10 protein-coding genes are annotated in these 13965 nt (G+C 65.3%); 5 read left to right on the top strand and 5 right to left on the bottom strand.

Going from position 1 to position 13965, the window contains the following annotated elements:
* Nucleotides 1-92: 92 nt before the first annotated feature.
* Nucleotides 93-1412, bottom strand: a complete 1320-nt coding sequence (locus FBZ93_RS26235) for an Hsp70 family protein (RefSeq protein WP_146989793.1) — start codon at nucleotides 1410-1412, stop codon at nucleotides 93-95.
* Between the two features lie 177 nt (nucleotides 1413-1589).
* Nucleotides 1590-3965 carry a glucose/quinate/shikimate family membrane-bound PQQ-dependent dehydrogenase gene (locus FBZ93_RS26230; RefSeq protein ID WP_146989791.1) on the bottom strand — a complete coding sequence of 792 codons (2376 nt, stop codon included), beginning with the start codon at nucleotides 3963-3965 and terminating at the stop codon, nucleotides 1590-1592.
* 256 nt (nucleotides 3966-4221) lie between these two features.
* Between FBZ93_RS26230 and FBZ93_RS26225 the strand changes: the two genes are divergently transcribed.
* On the top strand, nucleotides 4222-4971 hold the full coding sequence (locus FBZ93_RS26225) for a class I SAM-dependent methyltransferase (RefSeq protein WP_146989789.1): 750 nt from the start codon (nucleotides 4222-4224) through the stop codon (nucleotides 4969-4971).
* Between the two features lie 5 nt (nucleotides 4972-4976).
* Here FBZ93_RS26225 and FBZ93_RS26220 read toward each other — a convergent pair whose 3' ends face one another.
* Nucleotides 4977-5957, bottom strand: a complete 981-nt coding sequence (locus FBZ93_RS26220; protein ID WP_146989787.1) for a LysR family transcriptional regulator — start codon at nucleotides 5955-5957, stop codon at nucleotides 4977-4979.
* A gap of 102 nt (nucleotides 5958-6059) precedes the next feature.
* Between FBZ93_RS26220 and FBZ93_RS26215 the strand changes: the two genes are divergently transcribed.
* Together FBZ93_RS26215 and FBZ93_RS26210 are read left to right on the top strand one after the other, a co-directional pair.
* Nucleotides 6060-7241, top strand: coding sequence for an MFS transporter (locus tag FBZ93_RS26215; protein ID WP_146989785.1), 1182 nt, complete (start codon nucleotides 6060-6062; stop codon nucleotides 7239-7241).
* 23 nt (nucleotides 7242-7264) lie between these two features.
* Nucleotides 7265-8299, top strand: a complete 1035-nt coding sequence (locus FBZ93_RS26210) for an aldo/keto reductase (RefSeq protein WP_146989783.1) — start codon at nucleotides 7265-7267, stop codon at nucleotides 8297-8299.
* A gap of 36 nt (nucleotides 8300-8335) precedes the next feature.
* Here the strand turns inward: FBZ93_RS26210 and FBZ93_RS26205 are convergent, their stop codons facing one another.
* Nucleotides 8336-9238 (bottom strand): helix-turn-helix transcriptional regulator, encoded by a 903-nt coding sequence (locus FBZ93_RS26205; protein ID WP_146989781.1) that lies wholly within the window; start codon nucleotides 9236-9238, stop codon nucleotides 8336-8338.
* A 305-nt stretch (nucleotides 9239-9543) separates the two neighbouring features.
* On the opposite strand from FBZ93_RS26205, the gene FBZ93_RS26200 reads away from it, so the two are divergent.
* Nucleotides 9544-11184 (top strand): flavin-containing monooxygenase, encoded by a 1641-nt coding sequence (locus tag FBZ93_RS26200; protein ID WP_146989779.1) that lies wholly within the window; start codon nucleotides 9544-9546, stop codon nucleotides 11182-11184.
* A gap of 140 nt (nucleotides 11185-11324) precedes the next feature.
* Nucleotides 11325-12518, top strand: coding sequence for a serine hydrolase domain-containing protein (locus tag FBZ93_RS26195; RefSeq protein WP_146989777.1), 1194 nt, complete (start codon nucleotides 11325-11327; stop codon nucleotides 12516-12518).
* 93 nt (nucleotides 12519-12611) lie between these two features.
* On the opposite strand, the gene FBZ93_RS26190 is transcribed toward FBZ93_RS26195, so the two are convergent.
* Nucleotides 12612-13964, bottom strand: a complete 1353-nt coding sequence (locus FBZ93_RS26190) for a sensor histidine kinase (protein WP_146989972.1) — start codon at nucleotides 13962-13964, stop codon at nucleotides 12612-12614.
* Between the last annotated feature and the right edge of the window lies 1 nt (nucleotide 13965).

Genomic DNA, 13965 nt, shown 5'->3' with positions numbered 1-13965 from the left:
GGTGAAATCCATGGTCGTCGGCATCCTCAGGGATTGCTGATTGAAAAGACTTAGTCGCGTATTGCGCCGGGATCAAGGCGCGACGCAGCGCGTCACGCCGCTTCGGCGAAGGTCCAGCGGTCGGGATCGGCCGTGTGGCCGATCAGGGCGAGGCCATAGGCGATCGATTCGAATTGATCCGCCGAGGTCAGCCGCGCTTCGCCGAAGCGCTCGGCGAACAGGCGCTGCACGGCCGGCACGAACGAGGTGCCGCCGGTCAGGAACACCTTCTCGACGTCGCGCGCGGTGATGCCTGATTTCGCCAGCGCCTCGTCGACGGTGGCGCCCAGCCGCTCGATGTCGTCGGCGATCCAGGATTCGAAATCGTCGCGCGTCACGGTCGCGCCGATATCGATGCCCTCGCGGGCGAAGCGGAACTCGACGCGATCGTTGCTCGACAACGCGACCTTGGTGTCGGAGACGGCGCGGTACAGCGCAAAGCCGAGATCGTGGTCGACGATGGTGATGAAATCGTGCAGCGGCGCCGGATCGAGCGCGGTGCGCGCCAGCTGCTGCAATTCGCGCAAATCGCCGTTGCCTCGCATCATCGCCAGCTGATGCCAGCGCGCGAGGCTCGAATAATAATGATTGGGGATCGGCAGCACCTTGTCGAACGAGCGGTAGTTGGTGCCCTTGCCGAGCCGCGGCGAGACGATGTGGTCGACGATGCGGTAGTCGAACGTGTCGCCGGCGATGCCGATGCCGGCGTGCCCCAGCGGTTCGGCGCGCAGCACGCCGCCCTTGCGCGAGAACCGCATCACGGAGAAGTCGCTGGTGCCGCCGCCGAAATCGGCGACCAGCACGGTGGCGTCGTGATCGAGGCTGCGCGCAAAGGAGAACGCCGCGCCGACCGGCTCGTAGACATAGCGCGCATGGCCGGCGCCGAGCCGCTCGAACGCGGCGCGGTAGCGCTGCATCGCGAGTTCGTCATTCGGATTGCCGCCGGCAAACTTCACCGGACGGCCGACCATGATGGTCGGCGCGCCCAGATCGAACCCCTCGCCGGCATGGCGCGTCAGCGTGCGCAGGAACGCCGCAAGCAAATCCTCGAACTTGTAGCGCTGGCGAAAGATCTGCGTGGTGTTGAAGGCCGAGCTGGCCGCAAAGGTCTTGAACGACTGGATGAAGCGATGGATCGTGCGTCCTTCGAGGAACTGCTCGATCGCCCACGGGCCGCCCTCGGCGCGCGGATGCAGGCCGGCACCGGGCCGTTCCTCCCAGAAGCACAGCGCGGAGACATAGACGCTATGCGTGCGGCCGCCATGGTCGAATCTGACGGCCTCGACGCGGCCGTCGCCGTCGGACAGTGCGACCACGGTGTTGCTGGTGCCAAAATCGACGCCAATCGAGACGGCGGGCGGGGCGCTCGACATGTCATGCTCGGGATTTGATGTGAAAGGGGGCGGACCTTTAGCGGCTTTGGCCTGACTTGCCAACCCTTGCCGAGGTCGCGGAACTCATTTCAAGCGCAACGTCTCATCACCACTGCGTCATCCCGGATGCAACGCTTGGCGCATCACGGATGCAACACTTGGCGCATCCGGTCGGGTTCAATCCTTCAGTGCGTAGGCGATGACGTAGTCGCCGCGCTTGGTGCCGAACGAGCCGTGGCCGCCGGCCGCGGTGACGACGTACTGCTTGCCGCCAGCCTCGTAGCTCATCGGCGTCGATTGCGCGCCGGCCGGCAGGCGGTCTTCCCACAGCACCTTGCCGTCACGCACGTCGTAGGCCCGGATCGTGTACTCATAGGTCCCGGTGTAGAACGCGACGCCGCCGGCGGTCGTGATCGGCCCGCCCAGCATCGGCACACCCATCTTGAACGGAAGCGGCAGCGGCGTGGTGTCTCGGATCGTGCCGTTGGGATGCTGCCAGACGATCTTCATCGTCCTGAGATCGATCGCGGCCATCGAGCCCCAGGGCGGTCGGTAGCACGGCACGGAGAGCGGCGAGAGGAAGCTCGATATATCGACTCCGAACGGCGTGCCATACATCGGCTGCGTCCCGACCTCGCTGCCGACCGGCTTCTCGGCCGTCGGCGCCGGAGGATTTTGTGGGCCGCGCGGAATGAGCTTTGAAGCGAACGGCAGCGACATCGGATTGGCGATCGCGATCTGCCGCACGGGGTCGATCGCGATGCCGCCCCATTCGAACATGCCGAGATTGCCTGGGAAGACCAGCGTGCCCTGCAGCGACGGCGGCGTGAACGTGCCCTCGTAGCGCAGGCGGTGGAACATGATCCGGCACAGCAGCTGATCGAAGATCGTGCCGCCCCACATGTCGGCGCCGGTCAGCTTCGCCTCCGGGCGGAATGTCAGTTCAGAGAACGGCTGCGTCGGTGCCGAGCGGTCGCCAGGCGCGGGCCCCTGCGGCACCGCGCGTTCCGGCGCGGGCACGATCAATTCGCCGGTCCTGCGGTCGAGCACGAAGATGTTGCCCACTTTGGTCGGCTGGATGATCGCGGGAACGACGCCCTTCGCCGTCGTCACATCGACCAGGCTCGGTTGCGAGGGAACATCCATGTCCCAGAGATCGTGATGCACGGTCTGGTACGACCAGGCCCGCTTGCCCGTGTTGACATCGAGCGCGACGATGGAGCTCGAATAGCGCTCGACCAGCTCATTGCGATTGCCGCCCCAGATGTCGGGTCCGTTGTTGCCGGTCGGGATGTAGACCAGGTTCAATTTCGGATCGAACGAAGCCGTGATCCAGGAATTCGGCGAGCCGTTGGTGTAGTGCCGCGTCGGCGACGGCAGCGCGTTCTCGTCGGCCGCGGCGGAGTCCCAGGCCCAGACCAATTTTCCGGTGTAGACATCGAAGCCACGGATCACGCCCGACGGCACCTCGACCGCGTAATTGTCGATCACCGCGGCGGCGACGACCAGGATCTTGTCGCTGACGACTGGCGGTGACGTCGGCTCGAAGAAGCCCGCGGTCTTGATTCCCATTCCCTGCTGCAGGTCGAGGATGCCGTGATCGGCAAAACTCTCGCAGAGTTTGCCGCTGTCGGCATCGAGCGCGATCATGCGGCCGTCATTGACCGGCAGGAAGATCCGCCGCGGGCACTCGGCAGGCGCCGGGCTGCCGCTGGAGTCGACGGCGCCCTGCGCGGTCTCGTGGTAGGAGACCCCGCGGCAGGTCATGTGCTGGAACGTCTTGTTGTGCGCAAGCTTTGGATCGTAGCGCCAGCGCTCGGTGCCGGTCTTGGCGTCGAGCGCGAACAGCACCTGATGCTGCGAGCAGAGATAGAGCGTGTCGCGCACCTTGATCGGGGTGACCTCGAAGGTGGTCTCGCCGGAATCGTCCGGCGTCTTGACGTCGCCAGTGCGGAAGGTCCAGGCGACCTTGAGGTTGGCGACATTGTCGGGCGTGATCTGCTTCAGCGGCGAATAGCGCTGTCCGAACTGCGTGCGGCCATAGGCGCGCCAGTCGCCATCCGGCTGCGGGTCGGCTTCGCTCTGCTGCACGGCAGCGCCGGCCTCCGCGATGGTGCCGTTGATGTCGTGATAGCTCGTCAGCAGCCCGGCCACGAGGACGGCTGCAGCCGCCACGACGCCGATCCAGAGCGGCGCTGTCGCACGCGCGTAAGACACAGGCTCGTCTCGCGTCAGGCCGCGAACGATCACCGGCGTCAGCAGCCAGAGCGCCATCGGGAAGATGATGTCGCCGCGCGCCGCGAGCGGCCACCAGTCGAAGCGCACTTCGTAGACGGCCCATGCCAGCGTGCCGACCAGCACGATCGCAAACAGCCATAGCGCGGAACGGCGCCGCATCAGCAACAACGCCGCCGTGGCGAGGATGCCGACGCCGAGGACAATGTAGAAGATGGACCCGCCCAGGGCGGCGAGCCAGATTCCGCCGGCCGCGAGGACCAGGCCGATCAAGGCGTAGACGATGGCTGTGATGAGGACTGCCCTGGATCGCTGCATGGTCGCTCCGGTGCGCAAGAGGGACCGGGCTTGTCGTGCAAGCGCAACAGACCGTGTCCGCCTTCGAGGACTGTGGTTCAGCCAATCGCAACTTGCAACCTGGAACTGCGGCGTGGATGCCGCCCACGGTGCTGACGCAAAGGTGAGGGGGCTTCAGCGAATTTTGTATAGACGTACCCTTCCAGTCCCGTTCAGGCGCTGCTCTATACCGCCGGGCAGATTTCACCGCTGAAAGCTGGCGTGCAGGAGAAGCAAAATGACACTGAACCCTACAGCCAAGAATTATCGCGTCGCGGTCGCCGCCTACGAGGCGGGCCGGCCCAGCTACCCCGCGGAGATCGTTGCCGCGCTGCCGCTTCAGACCGCGCGCTGTGTCGTCGATCTCGGTGCTGGAACCGGCAAGTTCACCCGGCTGCTGCTTCCGCATCTATCCGAGACCGCCCGCCTGGTCGCCATCGAGCCCGTCGCCGAGATGTCGGCGAAGCTCGCGACCGAGGCAGGGATCGAGGTCATCAACACCCGCGCCGATGCAATCGATCTTGAAACCGGCAGCGTCGATCTCGTCACCTGCGCGCAGGCCTTTCACTGGTTTGACAATGAAGCGTCGGTTGCCGAGATCGCGCGGTTGCTGCATCCCGGTGGGACGCTTGCGCTGGTCTGGAACAACCGGGATGACCGCGCGCCATGGGTCGATGCGTTATCCGTCATGATTGAAAAATACGCCGGGGATACGCCCCGGCAACGCTCCGGTCGCTGGCGCTGGATCTTGAAGGACCCTCGCTTCGTGCTCGAGAAGGAGATCGTGCAGGACCATCCGCACCGGATGGCGCGGTCAGGGGTCTACGAACGCGTCGTGTCGACGAGCTACGTTGCGGCGCTTCCGGATGCCGAAAAGGCTGTCGTTCGCGACAGGACGGATGAGATTCTGCGCGAGGCGGGTCTCGGCGATGCAGAGGAACTGGTGTTCCCCTACGTCACGCGTCTTTATCTGCTGAAGCGGGTCTAGATTGCTCACGCCTTCGTCGCGCGATGCGGCACCGGGCCGCCCGTGATCTTCCATTTTCCATCCGCGCCACGCCGCAGTGCGGGGTCGCCGATACGGATGTGTTGTGCGAGGAAATCGATGAAGGCGCGCACGCGCGCCGGCAATGGGCCGGCATGGCCGACATAGACCGCGTGGATGTCCTCGCGGTCGCCGGGATTGAGGTTTTGCAGCACCGGCACCAGACGGCCGGCCTCGATGTCGGGGCCGATATGGAACAGCGCCAGCCGTGCAACGCCGATGCCGCCGAGCGTGAGCTGGCGCGCGGTCTCGCCGTCGCTGGCGCGCGCGACCGGCGGCGGCAGTGCTTCCTCGATCTTTTCGGCGCGGCGAAACGGCCAGCCGCGGATGCTGCGCGGGAAGGTCCAGCCGATGCCGCGATGTGCGGCGAGGTCGGCCGGGGTCTTCGGCGTACCGAAGCGCGCGAGGTAGGACGGTGCGGCGACCACAGCCATGCGGCTGGTGCCGAGCTTGCGCGCGATCAGCCGCGAGGCGCCAAGCGGACCGGCGCGGATCGCGACATCGGCGCGCTCCTGCATCAGATCGACCAGCGTGTCGGTCAGCACGATGTCGAGCGTGATGTCGGGATGCTCGCGCATGAAACGCGGCAATAGCGGCATCACGTGCAGCATGCCGAACGGGATGTTGCTGTTCACGGTGAGATGGCCGCGCGGCACGCATGAGGCGGCCTCGCGTTCGGCCTCGTCGATGTCGGCGAGGATGCGCTGGGCGCGCTGATAGAACGCCTGGCCCTCTTCGGTCAGTTGCAGCTTGCGCGTGGTGCGGTTGACCAGCCGCGTGCCGAGCCGTGTCTCAAGCCGGGAGACCAGCTTGCTGACGCCCGACGGCGTCTGGCGCAGGCTGTTCGCAGCCGCCGTGAAGCCGCCGAGATCGACGACGCGGACGAACACGTCCATCTCGCCGGAGCGGTTGGTGTCTATTCGGGCCATCTTGAATTCACGTCACAAATGATTGGATTGCGGCCATTCTAATCCTTCCGCGCCCGGACCGCTATGTCGCATTGCGGAATCCTCACGCCTCCGGAGCGACACATGCCTCTCGCAGTCCTTGCCTTGACCGCCGGTGCCTTCGGCATCGGCACCACCGAATTCCTCATCATGGGGCTGTTGCTGCAGGTCGCCGCCGACATGCAGGTATCGGTATCCGCGACGGGCCTTCTGATCTCCGGCTACGCCCTCGGCGTGTTCGTCGGAGCGCCGATCCTGACGCTCGGCACGCGGCGGATGCCGCGCAAGGCGGTGCTGCTGGCGCTGATGGCGATCTTCACGCTCGGCAACGCGGCCTGCGCGCAGGCGCCGGACTACGAACTCTTGATGGCGGCACGCATTCTCACCTCGCTGGCGCACGGCACCTTCTTCGGTGTCGGCTCGGTGGTGGCGACCAGCCTCGTCGCGGAAGACAAGCGGGCGTCGGCGATCGCCACGATGTTCATCGGCCTCACGGTGGCGACCCTGCTCGGCGTGCCCTTCGGCGCCTGGTTCGGCCTGATGCTGGGCTGGCGTGCGGCGTTCTGGGCTGTGGCTGCAATCGGCGTGGTCGCGTTCATCGTGCTGGCGATGCTGGTGCCCGGCCATGTCGGCGCCAAGGACAAGCCTGCGCCGCTGCGCGAGGAGCTCGCCGTGCTCGGCCGCCCGCAGGTGCTGCTCGGGCTTGCCATGACGGTGTTCGGCTTCGGCGGATTGTTCGCGGTCTTCACCTACGTGCAGCCGATCCTGACGCGGCTGACCGGATTTTCCGACGCAGCGGTCTCGCCGATCCTGTTGGTGTTCGGCGCCGGCCTTGCGATCGGCAATGTCGCGGGCGGGCGGCTCGCCGACAAGGGACTTGCGCGTGCGTTGCTGGTGTCGCTCGGCGGGCTCGCCGCCGTGCTCGTCGCGCTGGCCGCCGTGATCTCGATCAAGGCATTGGCGGTGGCGCTCTTGTTCGTGCTCGGCATCGCCGCGTTCGCGACCGTCGCGCCGCTGCAGCTCCGCGTGCTGGAAGCCGCCGGCGTGGAAGGCCGCACGCTGGCCTCCAGCCTGAACATCGCGGCGTTCAATCTCGGCAACGCGCTCGGCGCCTGGGCCGGCGGCGTCACCATCGATCGCGGCCTCGGTCTCGGTGCGCTGCCGCTGGTGGCGGCGCTGATCACCGCGGTCGGATTGCTGCTGGCGCTGTGGAGCCTGCGGCTCGATCGGCCGGTCGTACTCGCCACGCAATGCCCGGCGGAATGAACAGCATCACAGGGAGTATGACCATGGAATACCGCAATCTCGGCGCATCCGGCCTGAAGGTCCCGACGCTCAGCTTCGGCACCGGCACCTTCGGCGGGCAGGGACCGTTGTTCTCCGCCTGGGGCCGCAGCGACGCCGGCGAGGCGCGACGGCTGGTCGACATCTGCCTCGAGGCCGGCGCCAATCTGTTCGACACCGCCGACGTCTATTCGAGCGGTGCGTCGGAGGAGATCCTCGGCGCCGCCATCAAGGGCCGCCGCGACAAGGTTTTGATCTCGACCAAGACCGGGCTGCCGATGGGCGATGGCCCGCTCGACGCCGGCACCTCGCGATATCGCCTCGTCGCCGCGGTCGACGCCGCGCTGCGTCGGCTCAACACCGACTATATCGATCTGCTGCAACTCCATGCCTTCGATGCCTTCACGCCGATCGACGAGGTGCTGTCGACACTCGATGCGCTCGTGCGCGCCGGCAAGCTGCGCTATGTCGGCGCCTCGAACTTCTCCGGTTGGCATTTGATGAAATCGCTTGCCATTGCCGAGCAGCATGGTTGGCCGCGTTATGTGGCGCATCAGGTGTATTACTCGCTGGTCGGCCGCGACTATGAATCCGAGCTGATGCCGCTCGCGCTTGATCAGGGCGTCGGCGCGCTGGTCTGGAGCCCGCTCGGCTGGGGTCGCCTTACCGGCAAGATCAGGCGCGGCCAACCGCTGCCGAACAGCAGCCGTTTGCATGAGACCGCACAGTTCGGGCCGGCGGTCGACGACGAGAAGCTTTACGCGATCGTCGACGCGCTGGACGCTATAGCCGCAGAGACCGGCCGCACGGTGCCGCAGATCGCGATCGCCTGGCTGCTCACCCGTCCGAGCGTGTCATCCGTCATCATCGGCGCGCGCGACGAGGCGCAGCTGCGCGACAATCTCGGCGCGGTCGGCTGGTCGCTGTCACAGGACCAGATCGCGCGTCTCGACAGAGCGAGCGCGGTGATGCCGGCCTATCCCTATTACCCCTACCGCATCCAGGAGAGCTTTGCCCGGATCAATCCGCCGCCGGTGTAGACCAAACGCCGGCAAGCGGCCGCGCGCGGATCAATCTCACGCCTCGAGCTTCGTCTCGCACACCTGCCGACGGTACTCCGCCGGCGTCACGTTCATGTGCTGCCGGAACACGCGATTGAGGTGGCTCTGATCGGCGAAGCCTGCGAGCAGCGCGATCTCCTTCAGCGCCACGCGATCCCTGCGCAGATGCTGGCATGCATGCTCGACCTTGCGTCGCAGGACATAGGCATGCGGACGCATGCCGTAATGGACGCGGAACTTGCGCGCGAACTGCACCGGCGTGCAGTTGCAGATGTTGGCGAGCTCCTCCAGCGTGATGTTCCGGAAGATGTTCTGCTCGACATAGTCCTCGATCAACCGCGCATGCGCCGGCCTGAACCTGCCCTGCGCGCAGGGCATCTTGAATTCGATCGCGGCGTATTTGCGCAGGATGTGCACGCTGGCCTGCAGCGCCAGCGCGTCGTAGCAGAGGCGGCCGCCTGGACCGCCGGCGGCGACTTCCTGAACCATCTGATCGTTGATCCAGGTCAGCATCGGATCCTCGACCTTGAGCAGATCGTGAAGCTCGACCGCTTCGGCGTCGCGGTCGAATGCCTCGCTCGCCGTCTTCGTCATCAGGGCAGGAGAGATGTAGAAATGCGTGACCTCGATGTCGTTCTTCCAGTGCCAGCTTGACGGCTCTGCGCGCGTCAGAAGTGACGTGACGCCGCGGCCGACGTGATCCTGCTTCCACGCGCTGCCGACACGGCGGTTCATTGACGTTACGCCGTCGCGATAGAGCACCAGGAGGAAGTTCTCCGATGGCGGGACCCAGATGTCTGATGGTGCGTAGCGGAAGATGCGCAGCCGGAAATCGTTGCGGCCGACCGGTGAACTATCCAGCTTCAACTCGCCGGGAGCGTAGCGCGGCAGTTCCTCGACCGTGATCAACTGGCCCATCGCACGAGCCTCCTCCCTGGAAACCATAGGCGGTTGACCGCTTCTTCTTGTCCTTTTTCGCCGGACGGCTGAGCGCAGAATAGGCCGCTTTCGCCGTTTGCCAAGGAGACCAATGGCCGATCGCGATTGCGGCCGCGTTCCAGAGATTGTCGGTTTCATCCAAGCCCGGGACTCCGCAAGCGCCATAGCCTCCTGTGCGTCCCGGCAGCTCCATCCATGCCGTCGGGGCCCAGATTGGCGCAACGCACCGTCATCCCGCGATGCAGCGGATGGGAAAGGGCGTGCGAAACACCCAGGAGGAAATCATGACCGCGACCGCAATCAGGTCCAATGGAAGCAACGGCGCGCACGCGACAGCCAAGTTCGACGCAGTGGTGATCGGCGCCGGCGTTGCCGGCCTTTATCAATTGTTCCGCCTGCGCGAGCAGGGCTTGAAGGTCAGGGCCATTGACGCGGGCTCAAGCGTCGGCGGCACCTGGTACTGGAACCGCTATCCCGGCGCCCGCTTCGATTCCGAAGGCCACACCTATCAGTATTTGTTCTCCGAGGACCTCTACAAGGGTTGGAGCTGGAGTGAGCGGTTTCCGGGCCAGCCGGAGATCGAGCGCTGGCTGAACTATGTGGCCGACCGCCTCGACCTCAAGAAGGACATCCAGTTCGGCACCACGGTGAAGAGCGCGCATTTCGACGAGGCGACGCAGCGCTGGCAGGTCACCACCGACAAGGGTGAAGTGATCGACACCCAGTTCCTGGTCACCTGCTGCGGCATGCTCTCGGCCCCGCACGTGTCCTTCCCGGGACAGGAGACGTTCAAGGGCAAGCTGTTCCATACCGCGCGCTGGCCCAAGGGACCGATCGAGCTCGCCGGCAAGCGCGTCGGCGTGGTCGGCAACGGCGCCACCGGGATCCAGGTGATTCAGTCGATCGCCGGCGAGGTCGGTCACCTCAAGGTGTTCATCCGCACCCCGCAATACATCATTCCGATGAAGAACCCGAAATGGGATGCGTCGGATGCGGAGGCTTACAAGTCGAAGTTCAAATTCCTCACCGAACGGTTGCCGAAGACGTTCACCGGCTTCGAGTTCGACTTCGAGCACGCCTGGGCCGATCTGTCGCCGCAGCAGCGCCGCCAGGTGGTCGAGGATTGCTGGAACGATGGATCGCTCAAATTGTGGGTCTCGTCCTTCGCCGAGTTGTTCTTCGACGAGGCGGTCAACGCCGAGATCACCGAATTCGTGCGCGAAAAGATGCGCGAACGGATCAAGGATCCCAAACTGTGCGAGCAGCTGATCCCGGCCGATTACGGCTTCGGCACCCACCGGGTGCCGCTGGAGAGTAATTTCCTCGAGGCGTTCCACCGGCCCAATGTCGAGATCGTCAGCGTCAAGGACAATCCGATCGCCCGCATCACGCCCGAAGGCATCCAGACCGCCGACGGTACGGTGCACGAATTCGACGTCATTATCCTGGCGACCGGCTTCGATGCCGGCACCGGCGCATTGACGCGGATCGATATCCGCGGCCGCGACGGTCGTTCGCTGAAGGAGGATTGGGGCCGGGATATACGCACCACCATGGGGCTACAGGTTCACGGCTATCCGAACCTGTTCACGACAGCGGTGCCGCTCGCGCCTTCTGCCGCGCTTTGCAACATGACCACTTGCCTGCAGCAGCAGGTCGAGTGGATCGACGATTGCATCAAGTACATGCGCGGCAACAACCTGAACGTCATCGAGCCGTCCAGGGACATCGAGGATCAGTGGGTCGCGCATCACGACGAGACCGCCAACGCGACACTGATCGCCAAGACCAACTCCTGGTACCTCGGCTCGAATGTCGAGGGCAAGCCGCGCCGTGTGCTGTCCTATTGCGGCGGTGTCGGCACCTATCGCCAGAAATGCGACGAGGTCGCCGCGAGCGGCTATCGCGGCTTCGCGATGCAATAGGTCCGATCGCGATTGGACCTCGTAGCCCGGATGGAGCGGAGCGTAATCCGGGACCAGTGACACCGGCTGCACCAACCCCGGATTTCGCTCCGCTCCATCCGGGCTACGCAGGTCAACATCACAAACATGGGAGGAAAACAATGAGCACGAACTTCAGTGCGGCTGCAGATGCGATTCTCGACGGCGTCGTGACCTCGAATCCACGCGTCCCCGGCGTCGTGGCGATGGTGACCGACCGGCATCGCAACATCTATGAAGGCGCCGCTGGCAAGCGCCGGCTCGACCAGCCGGCCGACATGACGACCGACAGCGTGTTCGCCATCTTCTCGACCACCAAGGCGATCACGGGCACCGCCATCCTGCAACTCGTCGAGGAGGGCAAGCTCGATCTCGACGCGCCGGCCAAGACCTATGCGCCCGACATCGGCAAGCTCCAGGTGATCGAGGGCTTTGACGACAAGGGCGAGCCGGTGTTGCGCGCACCGAAGCGCGACATCACGACGCGGATGCTGATGGTGCATAGCGCGGGGCTGGGCTACGACTTCATCAATCACACCTACAACAGGCTTGCGCAGGAGAAAGGGCAGCCGAGCGTCATCACGGCGTCCAAGGCGTCGCTGATGACACCTCTGCTGTTCGATCCGGGCGAGCGGTGGGAGTATGGCACCAACATGGATTGGTGCGGCCAGATCGTCGAGGCGATCACCGGAAGGCGGCTCGGCGAGGTCTTCAAGACGCGGATCTTCGAACCGCTCGGGATCGCGGATACCACCTTCGAGCTCACCGACGCGATGCGCCGCAAGCTCGCCGGCATTCATGCCCGCAATGCCGACGGCTCGCTCACGCCGATGGATTTCGAGTTGCCGGCCAATCCGGAAATCCACATGGGTGGCCACGGGCTTTATGGCACCATCGGCGACTACATGCGCTTCATCCGGATGTGGCTCAATGACGGCGCCGGCGAGCACGGCCGGGTCCTCAAGGCCGAGACCGTGCGGATGGCCGAGAAGAATCACCTCGGCAACAACAAGGTCACCGCGATCACCGGCGTGATCACCTCGCTCGCCAACGACGCCGAGTTCTTCCCCGGCCAATCGAAATCCTGGGCGCTGAGCTTCATGATCAACGACGAGCAGGCGCCGACCGGCCGTCCCGCCGGCGCGCTCGGCTGGGCCGGCCTCGCCAATTTGTTCTACTGGATCGATCGACAGAACGGTTTTGGCGGATACTGGGCGACGCAGATTCTGCCGTTTGGTGATCCGACGTCCTTCGTCGGCTACATCAATTTCGAAACGGCGTTCTACGAATCCCTGCGGCTGCGCAAGGCGGGCTAGATCGCCACTCGGACGAGCGCGCAGCGCATTTCCAGATAGTTCAGGCTAAAGCGCGATGACCCAATTCCATCGCGCTTTAGCCGCGCCGCTCGATCAGCAGGAAAACACCATGCGCATGCAGGCGCCGCCGGACGGCGCCTGATCGACCTCGATCCGGCCGCCATGCAGGCGCATGATGGACTGCACCAGATCGAGGCCGAGGCCGGCGCCGCGCCCGCCCGGATGCAGCCGGCGGAACGGCTCGAGGATCTGCTCGCGCTCGTCGGGCGGGATGCCGTCGCCGTCGTCGCAGACCTCGATCCGCCCTGATGTCGACACTCGGACCAGGATCGTGCCGCGCCGCTGCCCGTGGTCGATGGCGTTCTGCACGAGGTTGGTGAGGGCACGTTCGAGCGAGGTCTGGTCGCCGGTCACCATGATGGTCTCGTCCTCGTGTTCGAAGGACATTTCATATCCCGCCGCGAAGGCGAGTGGCGCGAGGTCGAGCACGACCTGCCGCGCGACGCCGACGAGATTGACGGGGCCGAACGTGTCGGCGCGCTGGTCGAGCCGTTGCAGGTCCAACAGCTGGCCGGCCATGACGCTCAGCCGGGTGGCGTCCTCGAGCAGGTGGGTTTTCTCCGGTCCGGCCTGCAGCGAAGCCACCCGGGTCGAGAGGATCGCGATCGGCGTGCGGAGTTCGTGCGCGGCATCGGCCAGGAAGCGGCGATGGCGCTCGTAACCCTTGTCGAGGCGGTCGAGCGCGGCGTTGATGGCCTTGACCAGCGGGGTGATTTCGACCGGCACCTTGTCGAGCGGCAATTGAACGCCGCGCTGGTCGATGTCGATGCGTTCAGCCTGCGCCGCGACCTGCGCGAGGCCATTCATGGCCCGGCGCACGACGAACGGGGTCGCAACCAGCGTCGCCAATGTCATCAGCACGACGATCGGCAGGATCATGTTGAGGAACAGCAGCGGCGTGCTCTCCAGCGCACGCCACATCGAGAGCTGGCCGTATGTGCCGGTCAGGATCTGGATCCGTCCCGATGGCGTGTCGACCCATTTGACGAGACCCGCGGGTCGCATGGCTTCCGCGGCGTTCCATTTGAGCCGCGCCTCGCTCACATGATCGAGGCTTGATGCAATCGGCGCGAATTGCGCGGGCACCACGCCCTCGGAGAGTTGATGTCCCTCGCCGTCGCGAATGACGAACCAGAGGTCGGCATGCTCGGCGCTCAGGGCGGCGAGCTCCGGTGTCCGGCGCAGCGTCAGTCCACCCGCTTCATCGCGGGTGATGGCGTCGCGCAGTGTATCGAGCGTGCTGCCTTCGTACTCGCCGATCAGAAGCCCGGCCCGCAGCAGCCCGATCGCGGCCGCTCCGATCAGCAAGATCAGGACGGTCAACGTGACGGCCTGCAGGCCCGCGAGGCGCCCGATCAGGCGCCAGGTCAGGGATCGCGGTCGCAGC

The organism is Bradyrhizobium macuxiense (assembly GCF_007993935.1).
In the GTDB taxonomy this organism is placed as follows: Bacteria; Pseudomonadota; Alphaproteobacteria; order Rhizobiales; family Xanthobacteraceae; genus Bradyrhizobium; species Bradyrhizobium macuxiense_A.
Note: the sequence above shows the minus strand (reverse complement) of the source record. Positions and strands in the feature narration are given on the sequence as shown.